The sequence below is a fragment of the Nocardioides sp. 503 genome (assembly GCF_004522095.1).
GTDB lineage: Bacteria > Actinomycetota > Actinomycetes > Propionibacteriales > Nocardioidaceae > Nocardioides.
The window spans coordinates 58,276-74,866 of record NZ_SPUI01000010.1 but is presented as its reverse complement, the minus strand read 5'-3'; the positions used below and the strand labels follow the sequence as shown (position 1 = coordinate 74,866).

Genomic DNA, 16,591 nt, shown 5'->3' with positions numbered 1-16,591 from the left:
ACCGCCTCAGCCGCGTACGGCGGTCAGGACCCGCCGCCGCCCGCCTTGCGGCGGTGCACCTTGGGGCCACCGCCCACGACCTCGGAGCCGTGCGCCTTCTCCGGCGTCGGGCCGTCCTGGTGGACGCCCTTCTCCTTGTCGTTCTTCCGCTGCAGGGCCTCGCGCATCTTGGCCTTGATGTCCTCGTTGCTGCTCGCCTCGGTCATGGCACCACCATGGCACGCGGCTCCACGCGCGTCGACCGGTTAGCTTCGCCGGATGCAACCGTCCCGCACCCCGGCGCGTCGGATCCCCATGAAGCGCACCCTGGCCGTCCTCGCAGTCCTGGCCGTCCCCCTCCCCCTCGTCGCCGCCTGCGGCTCCGACGACGGCGAGCAGACCGCCTCGGACCCCACCTCCCAGGAGCCGACGGAGCCGCCCGCGGCCCCTCCGACGGTCGGCACCTACCCGGAGTTCGCGCCCGAGGACTACACCTTCGAGCTCGTCACCACCTGCTTCTGCCCCGACGCGGGCGCGCCGATGCTGATGACGGTGGTCGACGGCGAGGTCACCGAGGCGGTCTACACGCGCGCCGGCCGCGGCCTGCCGGACGGCACCCCGGTCCCCCGGGGCCGCTGGAGGACCATCGACGAGGTCATCGCCGCCGCCAACGACACCGACGCCGAGAAGGTCGAGGTGGACTGGCCGGCGGGCCAGGACTACCCGAGCTCGGTCAGCGTCGACACCAGCACCCGCATCGCCGACGAGGAGGTCGCCTACACCGTCTCTGACGTCGTGGTCGGCTAGCTGCGCCGGGCGGGCCCGGGGTTCGCTGCTCGCGACTACTCGACGCGCGTAGGCACGCCGTGGCCGACGGACGTGCCGACGAAGCGGCGCTCCCCGCCCGGCCAGGTCTCCAGCACGACCAGGAACTCGTGGTCGCTCTCGGGAGTGCGGCGCGTCGGCTCGAGGAACAGGTGCGCGAAGGGCGCGGACGGCGTCGCCCGCTCCCCCAGCGCGTCGACGAGGCCGCGCACGCGGTCCTGCTCCTCGCGACCGAGGTACTGCCACATCACGCTGTGCCACAGCACGGTGGTCGCCCCCTCGGCCAGCGTCAGGCCGGCCACCAGGTCACCCGCACCCTCTCGCCGTACGACGGTCGGGTGGCGGTCGGCGAGGGCGAAGGCGCCCCGCAGCCGCTCGAGTCGGTGGGTCTGGTCGGGCCAGACGTAGGCCGTCAGGACCAGCCGGCCCTCGGTCGTGCTCACGTCCACCGGCATCACGTCGCTGCCCACCCGCTCGACGATCCGGGGCGGCTCGCGCAGCGGCGGCTCCCCGGTCCAGGCCGGGTCGAGCACCACCGGTGAGTCCTCGGGACCCACGGACCCCGCGGGAGTGACGTAGCGGAAGTGGTCGGCCAGCAGGTTGAGGCCACCGGACGAGCCGATCTCGACCAGCCGCACGGGGTGCGCCCAGGGCAGCGCGAGCAGGCCGGCCATCAGCGCGGTGGCGCGGCCCACCTCGTTGGTCTGCGGCGGGCGGTCCAGCCACTCACGCACGGCGTCCGGCTCGTCCTCGAGGAGCTGGCGCAGGGCGAGCCACCCGGCCTCGGGCTCCCACGTGCCCCCGACGCTCGGGTAGTACGTCGCCAGCGCGCCCGCACGGCGCTCCAGCACCAGCCGGTGCACGCTGCCCAGGAGCCGCAGGGCCAGCGCGGACGGGCCCGGATCGTCCTCGTGGCCGGCTAGCACCACGGCCGTGGGGCCGCCGGCAGCCGCATCGTCCGCGAGCCGCTCGCACAGCTCGGCGTACATCGGCGAGCCGAGGTGCGCGCAGGCGGGTGCCTGGCGACGCAGCGCGGTCTCGAGGTCCATCAGCGGCGAGACGTCACTCGTCCCGCCACTCCTCGCTGTCGATGCCGAGGTCGTCGGCGTAGACCGGCGGGACGAGCCAGCGACCCGACGTGGTGCGCAGGCCGCCCGAGCCGCCCCACGAGAAGCCGTGGGCGTGGTCGCGCCACTTCATGCCCCAGTTGTCGGCGTACTTGCGGTAGAGGCCGTTGCTGAAGACGCGGAGGATCAGCTCGTCGCCGTACTGGCCGCCGTTCTGGTAGTTGCTGGAGCCGGTGACGACCATCTTGCGGCCCGGGTTGCCGTCGTAGTTGCCGTTGACGAGCAGGATCTTCTCGTGGCTGTAGAGGTCGACCTCGCTGTCCTCGTCGGTGTCGAAGCCGGTGCTGCGCGTCGGCATCAGCCCACGCTTGGTGCGGCTCGCGAAGACGTTGCGGGTCTGCGCGCCGGCGTAGCCGACCATGACCTTGACGTCGCAGCCCTGGGCGTAGAGGTCGCGGAACTTGTTGGCGATCATCCGGCCACGGTCGCCGTCCCAGGCGTGCATGTTGACCCGGACGATCGTGCGGCCGCTGTCGGTCTTGGCGCCGGTGCACTTGATCGGGGCGAGCAGCCGGGAGATGGGGTCGCGGTTGACGGTGTACTTCGTCCGCTTGGTCGCGGCACCGTTGCGCGGGAACGGCAGCACGTAGAGGTGGTAGCGGCCGAACTCCTTGCTGATGTAGGCCGGCTTGGCGAGGCGGTCGCGCTTCATCTCGCGGAACACGCCATAGAGGGTGTCGTAGAGCCTCGGCGAGGTGTTGACCGTCAGCAGGTCGTTCCACTGGTTCTCGGAGCCGTTGAGCTTCATGTTGAGCGAGCCCAGCATCACGACGTTCTTGGCCGTGCCGGTGTGCGAGAAGAGCACGAACTTGCTGTGGTTGACGTCGCCCTGCCCGCGGCAGCTCGCCTTGCACTGGTAGAACCAGCTCTTGCGCCAGCGCTTCTTGCCGAGGTACTTGCGCAGCTTGGACTGCGCGCCCGGCGTCTCGTGGCCGTTGACGATGACCTGGACGTGGACCTTGCGCTTGCGCTTGGCATCGATGAGCGCGTCCGCGACCGGCATCCGGTCGAAGGAGAACATCGACATCTTGATCGTCGAGCGCGGCTTGGCGTGACGGATCGCCTCGATGATCTGCTGCTCGAGGCGGAACTGCCGCTCACCGCCGACGCGGGGGGTGTTGAACTTGACGCCCGGGGTGGGGGTGTAGCGCTTGGCGGCCTTGGCGGCGGCGGGCGCGCCGGCAGCCTCGACGGGCGCGGCGCCCGGGGCCAGCACGGCTCCCGAGAGCGCGACGGCGCTCACGAGGAGCAGCGCGAGGCGGGTACGGCGAGCCGTCCGGCCGCGTGGGAGGGACCGAGAGGGGCGGGGGAAGTTCACCTGAGACACAGCCAGAACTTACCTGAGGACACCTCGGATTTTACGATTAGCGGCTCAGTCGCCGCGTCGGCGCCGCAGCACCCGCGCCGCCCGGCGCACGGGTGACGGGAGAGCCGGTCCCCCAGACTCCCGCACCCGGTCGCGCTCGACGGTGAGCTCGCGCACGTCCTCGAGGAGGCCCGCGACGACCTGCGCGGCGGCGTCGAGCAGCTCCGCGTCGGTGACCGAGCCGAGGGCGCGCCCTGCGGGCACCTCGTCGGGCACCAGCAGCGTCTCCACGTCGCCCACGACCTCGTAGCCGCGGTCGGCGATCAGGTCGACGGCGCGGCGGCTGCGGCGCCGGCAGTCGGCGAGCAGGTCGTCGTCCAAGGCGAAGCGCTCCCCCGCCTGGTCGGCGAGGTGGCCCTCGGCGAGGTGGCCACGGATCCATCGCCCCCGGTCGAGCGCGGAGGAGAAGCTGCCGAGGTGGGCGTTGACCCGGCGCAGCAGCTCGACCTGGACCGCGCCCAGCGACGGGTTGGCGGCCTCCGCGGGGACCGGGTAGTCCCCGCTGAGGCCGAGCACGCCGGCGAGGTTGCGCCAGTGGCGGTCCGGCGGCTCGGTGCGGGGCGGGACCGGCAGCACGTGCAGGCGCTCGGGAGGTACGACGTCGCCCCAGCGCTCCAGCACCCCCGCGAGGTCCCAGGTGCGCCACCCGAACTCCGAGCGGGTGTCGGCGGCCGCGGCGCGAGGCAGGTCGGTCTCGCTGCCGTTCTTGACCATCTCCTGCCAGCCGGCCGCGAGCATGCCGGCGGCGTGGCGGGCGGTCACGACCACGTGCACCTCGGCGGGAGCGAGCCGCTGCACGGCCCGTGCGGCCTGCGCGGGCCCGGCGCCGCAGAAGAACTCGTGGGTGACGACCCCCGTGCCGTCCGGGGTCGCGTCGAGCTCGGCGCACAGCCGCTCCCACGACCCGGGCGCCCGCGGGTCGCGGCGTTCGAGGTGCTTGCGCTCCTGCACGTCCAGCGCGGCCCACAGGTGCTCGCGGTGGCCCCGCCCGGGGAGGACGACACCCTCGGCGCGCAGCCGCTCCTTGTTCTCCCACAGGATCCCCTGCAGGTACGTCGTGCCGGTCTTGGGCAGTCCGATGTGCAGGAAGACGCGGGCGACCATGCCGATCAGCCCTTGAGGGCGTAGTCCTTGAGGGCGTAGTCCTTGAGCAGGCTGCGTCCGATGATCATCTTCTGGATGTCGGAGGTGCCCTCGCCGATGAGCATGAACGCCGCCTCGCGGTAGAGGCGCTCGATCTCGTACTCCTTGGAGTAGCCGTAGCCGCCGTGGATCCGGAAGGAGTCCTGGACGACCTCGTTGCAGTACTCCGCGGCCAGCATCTTGGCCATGCCGGCCTCGACGTCGTTGCGCTCGCCCTTGTCCTTGAGCCGGGCGGCCTTGACCATCATCGCGTGCGAGGCCTCGACCTTGGTGGCCATCTCCGCGAGCCGGAACAGGATGGCCTGGTGGTCGGCGATCTGCTTGCCGAAGGTCTCGCGGGTCTGGGCGTAGGCGATGGCCAGCTCGAAGGCGCGGTTGGCGATGCCGCAGGCACGGGCGGCCACGTTGACGCGGCCCACCTCGACGCCGTCCATCATCTGGTAGAAGCCCTTGCCGGGCTCGCCGCCCAGGACCTGCTCGGCCGAGATCCGGTGGCCCTCGAAGATCGCCTCGGTGGTGTCGACGCCCTTGTAGCCCATCTTGTCGATCTTGCCGGGGATCGTGAGGCCGGGCGCGGTCTCGCCGAAGCCCGGCTCCTTCTCGACGAGGAACGTCGTCATGTTCTTGTAGACCGAGTCGGCGCCCTCGTCGGTCTTGACCAGGACGGCGATCAGGTTGGAGGACCCGCCGTTGGTCAGCCACATCTTCTGGCCGTCGATCGTGTAGCCGTCGTCGGTCCGCGCGGCCTTGGTCTTGATGGCCGCCACGTCGGAGCCGAGGCCCGGCTCGGACATCGAGAACGACCCGCGCACCTCGCCGGTGGCCATCCGGGGCAGGTACGTGCGCTTCTGCTCCTCGGTGCCGTGACGCATCAGCATGTAGGCGACGATGAAGTGGGTGTTGATGACGCCGGAGACGCTCATCCAGCCGCGCGCGATCTCCTCGACGCAGAGCGCGTAAGTCAGCAGCGACTCGCCGAGGCCGTCGTACTCCTCGGGGATCATCAGGCCGAAGATGCCCAGCTCCTTGAGCCCGTCGACGATCTCCTGCGGGTAGGTGTCCGCGTGCTCCAGCTCCGTCGCGACCGGCAGGATCTTCTCGTCGACGAACGTGCGGACCGCCTTCAGGATCTCGACCTGGTCCTCGGTCAGTCCCTCGGTCTGGCACAAACGACCCATGGAGCGCTCCTCGTGTCTGGCTGCTGCGACGCCGGGAACGATACCGGCCGGTAGCCCGCCCGCGATGAGAGGTCGACCACGCCGCCGGTGCGGGCCCGCGGGGCCGGCCGGGGCGGTCGGTCGGCTACCATCGCCTCTCTGCCAGCGGCACTTCGGAGGAACGGATCGCGTGATGGAGCGTCTGCGCCCCCGCGGCTCCTCCGAGCGCTCCCCCCGGGGCCGACGTGCCCTGCGCCGCGCTCGCTCGCGGGTGCTGCGCGTCCTGGCCACGCTGGCCGCGGTGAGCGCCATCTCCGCGGCACTCGTCGTGATGTTCGTGCCCTCCGCGCTCGACGTGGTGACCTCCGCGCAGGAGACCGACCCCGAGACGCCGGCCCCGGACCCCTCGCCCAGCGCGACCCCGTCCCCGTCGGTCACCGCGGCGTCCACTCTGCCGCCGGTCCCCCTCCCGAGCGCCGCGCCGCCGATCGTGCAGTACCCGACCGTGGCCCGCCTGGACCGGGCGATGTCGCGGCGCGGGATGGCGCGCGTCCCGCGAGGGTCCTGGAAGGGCGCCCGCTTCAGCGTGGCGTCGTTCAACGTGCTGGGCGCCAGCCACACCCGCGGGCCGGGGCGCCGCAAGGGCTACGCCGGCGCCGAGGCCCGCCTGCCCGCCCAGCTGGACATGCTCGCGGCCAAGAACATCAGCGTGGCCGGGCTGCAGGAGTTCCAGTACCCCCAGGTCAGCCAGCTGCGCAACCGCACGGGCGACGCGTGGGGCATCTGGCCGGGCACCCAGCTGGGCAACTGGCTCGCGGACAACTCGATCATCTGGCGCACCGACCAGTGGACCGCCGTCGAGACGACCACGGTGGACGTGCCGTACTTCGGCGGGAGGATGACGGCGATGCCCTACGTGCTCCTCCAGCACGTCGAGTCGGGGCGCCGCGTCTGGTTCGCCAACTTCCACAACCCCGCCAACGTCGCCGGCGACGCACGGGGGCACCGCGCCCGGGCCGTGCAGATCGAGGCGGCCCTGGTGAAGGAGCTGAGCGCCGACGGCACCCCGGTGATCGTGACCGGGGACATGAACGACCGCGCGGAGTTCGCCTGCCCCTTCGCGAGCGCCAGCGGGATGTACTCCCCCAACGGCGCCGAGGCGCGCGAGTCCGGGTGCGCCCTTCCCGCCAAGATGGACGTCGACTGGATCTTCGGCACCCGCGACCTGGAGTTCTCCGGCTACGAGTCCGACGCGAGCGCGCGCGACCGCAAGCTCAGCGACCACCCGCTGATCACCGCGGACGCGTACGCGCCCGGGGTCGAGGACCGGCGGGACTGCCGGGCGAAGATCTCGCGGCGCGGCGTCGCCTGGTACTGCCCCACCGCCTGAGCCCTGCGCCGAGCCCGATGCGGGCCCAGCCGGTCGGTCAGCGCGGCAGGGGGTCGCCCACGTCGGCGCGGTAGCGGTCAAGCAGCTCGCGCACGGCCGCCTCGTCGCGGTCGGCGAGCGGGACGAGCAGCTCGGTGACGACGTCGCACAGCTCGGCGAGGCGCACGTTGAGCTGGCGGCACTCCTGGACCTCGTCCTCGAGCGCGCGGATGCGCGCGAGCATCGTCGACCGCCCGCTGAGGATCTTCTTCATCGACTCCATGAGACCACCATCCTGCACAACGTCGGGTCCCCGCCGGCCACTGCCCCGGGGATGTCCAGCTCGGCCTCGGTGAGCTCGACGAGCCGCTCGACCCGCCCGCCCCGGGCGCGCACGGCCTCCGCGACCCGGGCGTGGGGCACCGGGTGGAGCCCCAGGGCGGCCGAGCGGGGCGTCCGGGCCGTGTGGAACTGCAGGTAGCAGCGTCCGGAGTCGCGCGTGACCATGCGTGCGAGCCGCAGGAGCTGCTCCAGGCCGGTGCGGTCGACGGCGTCGACGACGTGGTGGGCCAGCACGACCCGGGGCCCGGGCTCGCGGACCAGCCACGCGCCGACGCCCAGCACCGAGCGCAGCTCGTGCAGGTTGAACCACTCGAAGCGGGCCGGCAGGTCGCGTCGCTCGGCGCGCCGGCGCGCGCGGCGCAGGTCGGGGGCGAAGAAGTCCAAGCCGATCGAGCCGACCCCCGCCCGGCTGAGCCACAGGGCGTCCTGGCCCTCGCCGCAGCCGAGGTCGACGTACGTCGCCGCGTCGCTCTCCTGCCGTCGCACCCAGCGGACGAAGGGGCTGGGCCCGCGCTGCGAGCGCTCCGGCTCGGAGGCGCGACGTCGCTCCCACCGCTCGTCGAAGCCGACGCGGGTGCCGCGGAACCAGCCGGAGAGGCGGCGCTGGGTGCTGCGGGGGGTCGTGAACTGGTAGGCCGGGTCCGGCGTCTGCCAGGTGGGGCCGTACATCGCCTCGAGCAGGTGGCTCGGCTGGGCCGGGGCCGGCAGCTCGCGACCGGCCAGCACCACCGTGCTGCGGGGGTAGAGCCACTCCTCGCGGAAGGGGTGGCCCACCTCGCCCATGAGGTAGAGCATGCCGTCGCGCATGAAGCCGCCGAACACGTCCAGGCCGCGCGGCGAGCCGTCGGCCTCGCGGGCGACGACCTTGAGCCCGAGGCCGCTGTAGCGGTTGACCGGGAAGCCCATCTCGCGCAGCCGGCGCTGCAGCGCGAAGGACTCGCGGATGACGTCGACGGGGTGCTCGAACCGGCTGACGTAGCCCAGGTCGGCGTCGGAGTCGTGGCCGATGAAGTCCTGGTCGCGCACGGCGCCCAGCAGGGTGCCGTAGGCGACGAACGGCTCGACGCCGGCCTTCTCCAGCGCGCCCAGCACGACGTCGATCGTGTCCAGCAGCGGCAGCATCTGGTCGGCGTCGCGGTCACCGAACAGCCGGGTCAGGCGCAGGCTCTTGTCCAGGGCGAGCGCGTTGCCCTGGCGGTCCTCGACGGTCACCGGCCCCTCCCCGCCGCCCAGCCGGGCCGTCGTGGTGAGCCAGACCGTCCCGTCGACAGGGTCGGCGATCGAGACCTCGACGGATCCGTCCAGGAAGCGTCGCAGCGCCGGGGGCCAGGGGTAGTGACGACGGTCGCCCTCGGCCACGGTGTCGCGCTCGAGCCAGAAGGAGAAGATCCGCTGGCCGTCGAACAGCACGTTGGCCGAGACGTCGGCCTCGACCGCGAGCAGCAGGCCGCGGTCGTCGACGGCGAGGTCGGTGACGGGCGCCGTCGTCCGGGGTGGCATGAGCACATGCTAGTCATCGCCGACCCTCCGCGACGCCCCACGTCGGTCCTGCCCCGGGGCCTGCGCACGGTGCTAAGGTCCCCGCGTGATCGTCACCGTGACCACGCTCAAGGACCGGCTGGCGAACGTCGAGCGGTTCGTCCGGGGCAACCTCGCGGGCGGCGTGGACCACATGATCGTCTTCCTCGACGCGCCCGACGCCGAGGTCGAGCCGTGGCTCACGGCGCGGCCCGAGGTGACCACCGTCGTCACCGACAAGTCCTGGTGGCGTCACCAGCGTCCGCAGCTGCTCAACAAGCGCCAGCGCGTCAACGCCAACCTCGCCCGCGCCGTCCTCACCCAGGTGGAGTGGGCGGAGTGGCTCTTCCACATCGACGCCGACGAGATCGCCCAGATCGACCGCGCCGAGCTCGCCGGTGTCCCCCGGCGCCGCCACGCGGTGGGTCTCACGCCGCTCGAGGTGGTCAGCGAGATGCACCCCGCGGGCGAGCCCACGCTGTTCAAGCCGTTGCTCGAGGACGGCGACCTCGCGCTCCTGCAGTCGCTGGGCGTGCTCGCCGAGCCGACCAACTCCCTCTACTTCCGCAGCCACATCGCCGGCAAGGTCGGCGTGCGCCCGCGCGACGACGTCTGGCTGGGCATCCACAAGGCCACCGACCGGCAGGACAAGCGCCTGCCCCTGGTGCGCGGCCCGGGCCTGCGGATGCTGCACCTGGAGTCCTACTCCGGCGAGGAGTTCGTCCGGAAGTGGACCGCGATGGTCGGCTCCGGCCCGAGCATGCACTTCGGCACCCACCGGATGCAGCTGGCGACCGCGCTGAAGGCGGTGGTCGACAAGGACCTGCCGCCGGAGCAGCGCGCGCGGGTTTTCGAGATGATCTACGAGCGCCACATGGCCGACCCCGTCGACCTCCTGCGCGACCTGCGGCTCCTGGAGGAGATCGACCCGCTGCAGGGCACGCACTCCCCCGAGGTCCTGCCCGAGGACGAGCGGGAGCGCCTGGCGGGACGCTTCGAGGCGCTGCGGGACCAGGACAAGTGGCAGTTCCTGCCCGACAGCATGGTGAAGGCCAAGGCGGCCCGCAGCGCCGCGCCCGCCGACGGCCCCGCCTCCGGCGCCGAGGGCGACCAGGCGCCCCGTCGCCTGCGGGACCGGCTCCGCTCCAGGCTCTGACCGAGCGGATGGCGAGTCACACAGATCACACCAATCCCAGCAACATCACCTACGATGAGTCCCGTCGCCTTCCCCGGGAGTCCTGTCATGCGCACATCCAGCCGTCTCACCGAGCCCTCGGCACCCCGTCCCGGCAGCCGGCGTCCGCGCCGCGCCGCGCTCGTGGGGCTGATCGCCGCGGCCGCCGCCAGCGCGCTCGCCGCGACCCTCGTCCTCACCATCCCGGGCGACGACGACCCCGACCCCGAGCCGCCGACCGCCTCGCAGGCCTCGGCCGAGCGCCGGGCCGGCGTGACGACGTTCCAGGTCGCGAGCATGAACGCGCTCGGCCACAGCCACACCCGCCCCGGCGGCAACCGCCCCGGCTGGGACAGCGGCCCCAAGCGCATGGGCTACGCCACCCAGCTCCTCGAGGCCAACGGCATCGACCTGGTCGGCTTCCAGGAGTTCGAGCCCCAGCAGTACGCCACGTTCGTGAAGCTGATGAGCCCCCGCTGGTCCATCGCGCCCGGCCTCGACGCGCCGGGAGAGGCCCAGTCCAAGGCGATCGCCTGGCGCACGGCCGACTGGACCCTGGTGAAGTCGACGACGTTCATGTCGCCCTACTTCGGAGGGCAGATGCAGGCGCGTCCCCTCATCCAGCTGCGCCACAACGTCACCGGGCAGCTGGTGTGGGTGATGAACACCCACAACCCCGCCAACACTCGCGGCAACGCCCAGAAGTGGCGCGACCAGGCCGAGCGGATCCAGGCCGAGCTGGTCAACACGCTGCGCCGCCAGTCGCCCGACGTCCCGGTCATCTTCGTGGGCGACATGAACGACCGCGAGAAGTTCTACTGCCCCATGACCTACCTCAGCGAGCTCGAGTCCGCCAGCGGCGGCTACCACGAGGACGTCCCGGGCGGCGCCTGCCAGCCCACCAAGCCCCTCGAGGTCGACTGGGTCATGGGCACGTCGCCCATCGCCTGGTCGGACTACAGGACGCTGAAGAAGGGCCTGATCCAGAAGACCACCGACCACCCGCTGGTGTGGGGCACGGCCACCATCCCGGCCGACGCCGCCGCTCGCGCGGGCGTCAAGCGGGTCGTGGTCATCGACGTCGAGGGACTGCGCTCGCCCGTGGTCAACAAGTCCCAGGCCCCCACGCTGGCATGGATGCGCGAGAACGGCGCCTCGACGCTGGCGGCGCGCACCGTCGAGGAGCGCGTCACGTCGCTGCCCAACGCCGTCAGCATGGTCACCGGCCGCCCGGTCGGCCGCAAGTACGGCGGCCACGGCATCTCGCAGACCTCGGTCCCCCGCAGCACCACGGTCCAACGCGCCGCGCGCGGCTACGTCGCCAGCATGTTCGACGCCGCGCACGACATCGGCCTGACGACCGCGCTCTACTCAGGCGACCCCCGGGCCGCCCTGATCGCGCGCTCCTGGAACTCCCAGAACGGCGCCGTCGACCGCATCGGGAAGAACAACGGCCGGCGCAAGATCGGCCCGACGGTCATCACCGACAACGACGCCACGGCCTACCGCGCCGCGCGCGAGCGGCTGCGGAAGGCCGCGCCCGCGCTGACCCTCGTCCAGCTCGACGAGCCGGCGGCCGCCGCCGCGGCCCACGGACCTCGCAGCAAGCAGTACCGCTCGGCCCTCAAGCGCGCCGACGTCCGGGTCCGCCGGATCATCAAGACGATCCGGTCCACCGAGCGCACGGCCGGCTCCACCATGGTGGTCGTCACGGCCAGCTCGACCGGCGTGTCCCCGTCGCCCGCCTACAAGGTGCCGTTCCTGGTCTGGGGCCCCGGCGTGATCCGCTCCGACCTCTACCGGCTCAACCCGCAGTACTCCCCCAACGTCGCGCTGCGCACGAGGTACGCCGGGACCCAGCCGATCCGCTCGAGCGCCGTCGCCAACCTGGTGACGACGCTGCTCAGCCTGCCCGCCGTCAGCGGCAGCCGGGTCAACAGCAAGCAGGATCTCGAGGTCTTCGACCCCGCCCTCACCGGATCGTCCACCCCCCGGCCGTGAGCACCGCCCCCGCCCGCGTCTACGCGGCCCGGCTGGTCGGGCTGCCGATCTTCGACCCCCAGGGGGACCAGGTCGGCAAGGTGCGCGACCTCGTCGTGGCCGTCCGGTCGCAGGAGAGCCAGCCCCGGGTGCTGGGCATGGTGGCGGAGGTGTTCGGGCGACGGCGGATCTTCGTGCCGATGACGCGGGTCACCAACATCGACAGCGGGCAGGTCTACACGACCGGGCTGCTCAACATGCGCCGCTTCGAGCAGCGCTCCACCGAGACGCTGGTGATCGGCCAGCTGCTCGACCGCAGCGTGGTCATCACCGGCAGCAACATCGCCGGCACCGTCTACGACGTGGCCATGGAGCAGGCGCGCAACCGCGACTGGGAGCTCAGCCGCGTGGCGGTGCAGGAGCCGACCAAGGGTCTGCGCCGGCGCGGCCAGACCCACGTCGTGGAGTGGCGCGACGTCCAGGGGCTCGTGGGGCGCGAGGACTCGCAGGGCGCGACGCACCTGATCGCCGCGCTCAACGAGATGCGCCCCGCCGACGCCGCCAGCATGATCCACGACCTGCCCGTCGAGCGCCGCGCGGCCGTCGTCGCCGCCCTGGACGACGAGCGCCTGGCCGACGTGCTGGAGGAGCTGCCGGAGGAGGACCAGGTCCAGATCCTCGAGGAGCTGGACAGCGAGCGCGCCGCCGACGTGCTCGAGGAGATGTCGCCCGACGACGCCGCCGACCTGATCGCCGACCTCCCGCCCGAGACGGCCGAGATCCTGCTCGCGCTGATGGAGCCGGACGAGGCCGAGGACGTGCGGCGCCTGATGTCCTACGTCGAGAACACCGCGGGCGCCATGATGACGCCCGAGCCGGTGATCCTGCCCCCGGACGCGACCATCGCCGACGCGCTGGCCCACGTGCGCAACCCCGACCTCACGCCCGCCCTGGCCGCGCTCGTCTACGTCTGCCGGCAGCCGCTGGAGACCCCGACCGGCAAGTTCCTCGGCATCGCCCACATCCAGCGGCTGCTGCGCGAGCCGCCCTCCACGCTGGTGGCCGGCGCGCTCGACGACTCGATGGAGAGCCTGCGCCCCGAGGCCACGATCGACCAGGTCGCGGCCCACCTGGCGACGTACAACCTCGTGGCGGCACCCGTCGTCGACGAGAACGGCCACCTGCTCGGGGCCGTCACCGTGGACGACCTGCTCGACCACATGCTGCCGGCCAACTGGCGCGACCGGATGCCCCGCGACGGAGGGCCGCTGGGGGTGAGCCGTGGCTGAGCCGCGCACCCCCCGCCTGGACACCCCGCGCAGCACCCGTCGCCAGCTGGTGCGGCGACCGTCGTTCAACAACGACGCGTTCGGCGTCTTCGCCGAGCAGTTCGCCCGCTTCATGGGCACCGCGACGTTCCTGCTCTACATGACCGGCTTCGTCATCCTCTGGGTCGGCTGGAACGCCCTGGCGCCGGCGGACGCACGGTGGGACGCCTACCCCTTCATCTTCCTGACCCTGATGCTGAGCCTCCAGGCCTCCTACGCCGCCCCGCTGATCCTGCTGGCCCAGAACCGCCAGGAGACCCGCGACAAGGTGATCGCCGAGCAGGACCGCCAGGCCAACGCGCGCGGCCACGCCGACATGGAGTTCCTCTCCCGGGAGGTCGCCTCGCTGCGGATGGCGGTGGGCGAGGTGGCGACCCGTGACTTCCTGCGCTCGGAGCTGCGCTCGCTGCTGGCCGAGCTCGACGAGCGTGGGCAGTCTCACGAGGCCGCCGACGACGGGCGCGAACCACCGCCCAACTAGAGTGGCGAGCATCATGACGTCTCCCACCCTCGAGCAGGTCAACGCCGCGCTGGCGACCGTCAACGACCCCGAGATCAAGCGCCCCATCACCGAGATCGGCATGGTCGACACCGTCGTCGTGGACGACGACGGACTGGTGCACGTCAAGGTGCTCCTCACCGTGGCCGGCTGCCCGCTCAAGGACACGATCACCCGCGACGTCACCGGCGCCGTGGGCCGCGTCCCCGGCGTCACGGGCGTCGACCTCGAGCTCGGGGTCATGAGCGCCGAGCAGCGCTCGGGCCTCAAGGAGGTCCTCAGCGGCGGCAAGGCCGCCCGCGAGATCCCCTTCGCCCAGCCCGGCTCGCTGACCAAGGTCTACGCCATCGCCAGCGGCAAGGGCGGCGTCGGCAAGTCCTCGGTGACCGTCAACCTCGCGCTCTCCCTGGCCAAGCAGGGCCTCAAGGTCGGCGTCGTCGACGCCGACATCTACGGCCACTCGGTCCCGGCGATGCTGGGCGTGGCCGACCACCGGCCCACCCAGGTCGACGACCTGATCATGCCCGTCCCGACGCCGAGCGGCGTCTCGGTGATCTCGATCGGCATGCTGAAGCCGCGCCGCGACCAGGTCGTCGCCTGGCGCGGCCCCATGCTCGACCGCGCGCTCGTGCAGATGCTCGCCGACGTCTTCTGGGGCGACCTGGACGTGCTCCTGCTGGACCTGCCGCCCGGCACCGGCGACGTGGCCATCTCCCTGGGCCAGCACCTGCCCGGCGCCGAGGTCGTGGTCGTCACCACCCCGCAGGAGGCCGCCGCCGAGGTGGCCGAGCGCGCCGGCACGATGGCCTCGATGATGCACCAGCGCGTCGTCGGCGTCGTCGAGAACATGAGCTACCTGCCCTGCCCCCACTGCACCGCGGAGGGCAAGGAGCACCGCCTGGAGATCTTCGGGTCCGGCGGCGGCGACCGGGTCGCGGAGACCCTCTCGGCCCGCTTCGGCTACGACGTGCCCGTGCTCGGCCGGATTCCGCTCGACGTCTCGCTGCGCGAGGGTGGCGACGCCGGCAAGCCGATCGTCGACTCCGACCCCACCGCGCCCGGCGCCCTGGAGCTCGCCGCCATCGCCGACCGGCTCTCGGGCCGCGGGCGCGGGCTGGCCGGCATGCAGCTCGGACTCACGCCGACCAGCAAGTTCTGAGCGATGTTCGACGTCGGGCCGCTCGAGCTGGCCGTGATCGCGATCGTGGCGATCTTCGTGTTCGGACCCGACAAGCTGCCCGACCTCGCCCGGCAGGCCGGCGTGATGCTCCGCAAGGCCAAGGAGTTCGCCAACTCCGCCCGTGACGAGCTGCGCGACGAGCTCGGGCCGGAGTACGCCGACCTGGAGCTGCGCGACCTCGACCCGCGCGCGGTGGTGCGCAAGCACATCATCGAGGCCATGGAGGAGGCCGAGTCCGAGCAGGCGGCGAGCCAGACCCGAGGCCAGCGCCCGCTCACGGCCGGCGAGCTGCCGCCGTACGACTCCGACGCGACCTAGCTCCGCTAGTCGCGGCTCTGCACGGCGGCGAGGGCGGCGAACCCGACCAGGACCGTGCGTCCCGACGGCTGGACGACCTCGACGAAGTCGCGACCGACCCGCGCCAGGGTGCCCTCGTGGCGCCGCGCGTCGAGCGTGTGGATCACGCAGCGCTCCCCCGCGTCCGCGAGGCGGCGCAGCGGGGAGGCGATCGGGAGCCGGGAGACCGGTGACCACGCGACCTCGGGGACGGCGCGCTCCGAGGCCCCGGTCACGGCGGTGACGGCGGCCAGGGACACCAGCCAGTCCTGGCCGGGTCCGCCCAGCAGGCACCAGCCCGCGGCGACCCGGCGCAGAGACCCGGTGAGCAGTCCCGGACCGCGCACGTCGACCGTCAAGGCGCGGTCCAGCGAGGCCATGAGCCGCGCGGCCAGGGTGACCTGCTGGTACTCCGCGCGGCTGCGGTCGGCGAGCTCGGGCGCGCGCTCGGCGTCGTAGAGCGCGGCCGCCTGCTGCTCGAGGTCGTCGAGCACCTCGAACAGCTCGTCCTCCCACGCCATGGGGGAAGCGTACGGCGGTGGAGAGGCACTTGACGATGATCACGAGTAGACGTCTACTGAAGCAAACGTAGGCAAACGCAAGGATACGCACATGTTCGGTCTCGGGACCGGACGTCGCCTCCGCGGTACGGCGGTCTGGGCGACGACCACGCTGGGTCTGGGTCTCCTCCTGCGCTGGTGCGCCCCGGACCTGTCCGGCGGTGCGGCGCGGGGGTTCGACGATCTCCTGGTCGCGGGTTGTGCGGCGGCCCTGGCGCTCTGCGGCTGCTGGTGGTGGCTGGTCACGAGCGTGGTGGTCGTCCAGGTCTGGCGCTCCCCCGCCCCCGGGCCGACCCCCGGGGTCCCCCGGGCCGCTCGACGGGTCCTCCTCGTGGCGTGCGGCGTCGCCCTGCTGGGGGCCGCCGCCGCCCCTGCGCCGGCCACCCCGGGCGTCGTCCACCACGACCCCGACCGACCCACCCGCTCGGCGCTGCAGGGGCTGCCGCTCCCGGACCGGCCGGTGGGCGGGCTGCGCGCGCCTCAGCCGGCCCCGGCCTCCCCGGTCTCTCCGGTGGCCGTGGTCGTCGCACCGGGCGACTCGCTGTGGGCCATCGCCGCCGCCCGGCTCGGCCCGGGTGCCGGTGACGCCGAGACGGCGACGTACTGCCGGCGCCTGTACCTGCTCAACCGCACCACCGTCGGCGACGACCCGGACCTGCTCCGGCCCGGTCAGCGCCTCGTCCTGCCCGACCACCCCACCCCGTGAGG

The 16,591-nt window shown here is 72.6% G+C and carries 17 protein-coding genes; 9 read left to right on the top strand and 8 right to left on the bottom strand.

Features of this window, described 5'->3' with window-relative positions:
• Positions 1 to 23 precede the first annotated feature (23 nt).
• A complete protein-coding gene (locus E4622_RS21040) occupies positions 24 to 206 on the bottom strand; it encodes a DUF5302 domain-containing protein (protein WP_134742186.1) in 183 nt (60 codons plus the stop codon).
• A 52-nt stretch (positions 207 to 258) separates the two neighbouring features.
• On the opposite strand from E4622_RS21040, the gene E4622_RS21035 reads away from it, so the two are divergent.
• Positions 259 to 786, top strand: a complete 528-nt coding sequence (locus E4622_RS21035; protein ID WP_134742185.1) for a DUF6174 domain-containing protein — start codon at positions 259 to 261, stop codon at positions 784 to 786.
• Positions 787 to 821: 35 nt separating this feature from the next.
• On the opposite strand, the gene E4622_RS21030 is transcribed toward E4622_RS21035, so the two are convergent.
• The 4 genes from E4622_RS21030 to E4622_RS21015 form a co-directional block, all read right to left on the bottom strand.
• Positions 822 to 1,853, bottom strand: coding sequence for a DUF2332 family protein (locus E4622_RS21030; protein WP_134742184.1), 1,032 nt, complete (start codon positions 1,851 to 1,853; stop codon positions 822 to 824).
• Positions 1,854 to 1,866: 13 nt separating this feature from the next.
• Positions 1,867 to 3,174 (bottom strand): phospholipase D-like domain-containing protein, encoded by a 1,308-nt coding sequence (locus tag E4622_RS21025; protein ID WP_134742183.1) that lies wholly within the window; start codon positions 3,172 to 3,174, stop codon positions 1,867 to 1,869.
• A gap of 129 nt (positions 3,175 to 3,303) precedes the next feature.
• Complete coding sequence (locus tag E4622_RS21020; protein ID WP_134742182.1) at positions 3,304 to 4,401, bottom strand: hypothetical protein; 1,098 nt, start codon at positions 4,399 to 4,401, stop codon at positions 3,304 to 3,306.
• 5 nt (positions 4,402 to 4,406) lie between these two features.
• The gene (locus E4622_RS21015; protein ID WP_134742181.1) at positions 4,407 to 5,618 is read right to left on the bottom strand and encodes an acyl-CoA dehydrogenase family protein; all 1,212 of its coding nucleotides are present in this window, start codon (positions 5,616 to 5,618) and stop codon (positions 4,407 to 4,409) included.
• Between the two features lie 172 nt (positions 5,619 to 5,790).
• Here E4622_RS21015 and E4622_RS21010 point away from each other — a divergent pair, with 172 nt between their 5' ends.
• Positions 5,791 to 6,987: an endonuclease/exonuclease/phosphatase family protein gene (locus E4622_RS21010; protein WP_134742180.1), complete on the top strand. Its 1,197-nt coding sequence runs from the start codon at positions 5,791 to 5,793 to the stop codon at positions 6,985 to 6,987.
• 37 nt (positions 6,988 to 7,024) lie between these two features.
• Here E4622_RS21010 and E4622_RS22960 read toward each other — a convergent pair whose 3' ends face one another.
• Complete coding sequence (locus tag E4622_RS22960) at positions 7,025 to 7,249, bottom strand: DUF6752 domain-containing protein (RefSeq protein WP_167736183.1); 225 nt, start codon at positions 7,247 to 7,249, stop codon at positions 7,025 to 7,027.
• Positions 7,237 to 8,808, bottom strand: a complete 1,572-nt coding sequence (locus E4622_RS21005) for a hypothetical protein (RefSeq protein WP_134742179.1) — start codon at positions 8,806 to 8,808, stop codon at positions 7,237 to 7,239. The genes E4622_RS22960 and E4622_RS21005 overlap by 13 nt, the downstream gene beginning before the upstream one ends.
• Positions 8,809 to 8,893: 85 nt before the next feature.
• Between E4622_RS21005 and E4622_RS21000 the strand changes: the two genes are divergently transcribed.
• The 6 genes from E4622_RS21000 (at position 8,894) to E4622_RS20975 (ending at position 15,305) form a co-directional block, all read left to right on the top strand.
• Entirely contained in the window at positions 8,894 to 9,982 is a 1,089-nt protein-coding gene (locus E4622_RS21000) for a glycosyltransferase family 2 protein (RefSeq protein ID WP_134742178.1), read from the top strand.
• Between the two features lie 87 nt (positions 9,983 to 10,069).
• Entirely contained in the window at positions 10,070 to 12,001 is a 1,932-nt protein-coding gene (locus E4622_RS20995; protein ID WP_167736182.1) for an alkaline phosphatase family protein, read from the top strand.
• Entirely contained in the window at positions 11,998 to 13,269 is a 1,272-nt protein-coding gene (locus tag E4622_RS20990; protein ID WP_134742176.1) for a CBS domain-containing protein, read from the top strand. The genes E4622_RS20995 and E4622_RS20990 overlap by 4 nt, the downstream gene beginning before the upstream one ends.
• The gene (locus E4622_RS20985) at positions 13,262 to 13,789 is read left to right on the top strand and encodes a DUF1003 domain-containing protein (RefSeq protein ID WP_134742175.1); all 528 of its coding nucleotides are present in this window, start codon (positions 13,262 to 13,264) and stop codon (positions 13,787 to 13,789) included. Before E4622_RS20990 ends, E4622_RS20985 begins: the two co-directional genes overlap by 8 nt.
• A 13-nt stretch (positions 13,790 to 13,802) precedes the next feature.
• Positions 13,803 to 14,966 (top strand): P-loop NTPase, encoded by a 1,164-nt coding sequence (locus E4622_RS20980; protein ID WP_134742174.1) that lies wholly within the window; start codon positions 13,803 to 13,805, stop codon positions 14,964 to 14,966.
• Positions 14,967 to 14,969: 3 nt separating this feature from the next.
• Positions 14,970 to 15,305, top strand: coding sequence for a sec-independent translocase (locus E4622_RS20975; protein WP_134742173.1), 336 nt, complete (start codon positions 14,970 to 14,972; stop codon positions 15,303 to 15,305).
• Between the two features lie 5 nt (positions 15,306 to 15,310).
• Here the strand turns inward: E4622_RS20975 and E4622_RS20970 are convergent, their stop codons facing one another.
• Positions 15,311 to 15,844 (bottom strand): hypothetical protein, encoded by a 534-nt coding sequence (locus E4622_RS20970; protein ID WP_134742172.1) that lies wholly within the window; start codon positions 15,842 to 15,844, stop codon positions 15,311 to 15,313.
• 91 nt (positions 15,845 to 15,935) lie between these two features.
• Here E4622_RS20970 and E4622_RS20965 point away from each other — a divergent pair, with 91 nt between their 5' ends.
• Complete coding sequence (locus E4622_RS20965) at positions 15,936 to 16,589, top strand: LysM peptidoglycan-binding domain-containing protein (protein ID WP_134742171.1); 654 nt, start codon at positions 15,936 to 15,938, stop codon at positions 16,587 to 16,589.
• The last annotated feature ends 2 nt before the right edge of the window (positions 16,590 to 16,591 follow it).

Bases quoted from the DNA above. Each gene is read 5' to 3' on its own strand.
- E4622_RS21010 (WP_134742180.1), top strand. From the start codon at position 5,791: ATGGAGCGTCTGCGCCCCCGCGGCTCCTCCGAGCGCTCCCCCCGGGGC.
- E4622_RS21020 (WP_134742182.1), bottom strand. From the start codon at position 4,401: ATGGTCGCCCGCGTCTTCCTGCACATCGGACTGCCCAAGACCGGCACG.
- E4622_RS21005 (WP_134742179.1), bottom strand. From the start codon at position 8,808: ATGCCACCCCGGACGACGGCGCCCGTCACCGACCTCGCCGTCGACGAC.
- E4622_RS20965 (WP_134742171.1), top strand. From the start codon at position 15,936: ATGTTCGGTCTCGGGACCGGACGTCGCCTCCGCGGTACGGCGGTCTGG.
- E4622_RS20980 (WP_134742174.1), top strand. From the start codon at position 13,803: ATGACGTCTCCCACCCTCGAGCAGGTCAACGCCGCGCTGGCGACCGTC.
- E4622_RS20970 (WP_134742172.1), bottom strand. From the start codon at position 15,844: ATGGCGTGGGAGGACGAGCTGTTCGAGGTGCTCGACGACCTCGAGCAG.
- E4622_RS21035 (WP_134742185.1), top strand. From the start codon at position 259: ATGCAACCGTCCCGCACCCCGGCGCGTCGGATCCCCATGAAGCGCACC.
- E4622_RS21040 (WP_134742186.1), bottom strand. From the start codon at position 206: ATGACCGAGGCGAGCAGCAACGAGGACATCAAGGCCAAGATGCGCGAG.
- E4622_RS20995 (WP_167736182.1), top strand. From the start codon at position 10,070: ATGCGCACATCCAGCCGTCTCACCGAGCCCTCGGCACCCCGTCCCGGC.
- E4622_RS22960 (WP_167736183.1), bottom strand. From the start codon at position 7,249: ATGGAGTCGATGAAGAAGATCCTCAGCGGGCGGTCGACGATGCTCGCG.
- E4622_RS21015 (WP_134742181.1), bottom strand. From the start codon at position 5,618: ATGGGTCGTTTGTGCCAGACCGAGGGACTGACCGAGGACCAGGTCGAG.
- E4622_RS20975 (WP_134742173.1), top strand. From the start codon at position 14,970: ATGTTCGACGTCGGGCCGCTCGAGCTGGCCGTGATCGCGATCGTGGCG.
- E4622_RS21030 (WP_134742184.1), bottom strand. From the start codon at position 1,853: ATGGACCTCGAGACCGCGCTGCGTCGCCAGGCACCCGCCTGCGCGCAC.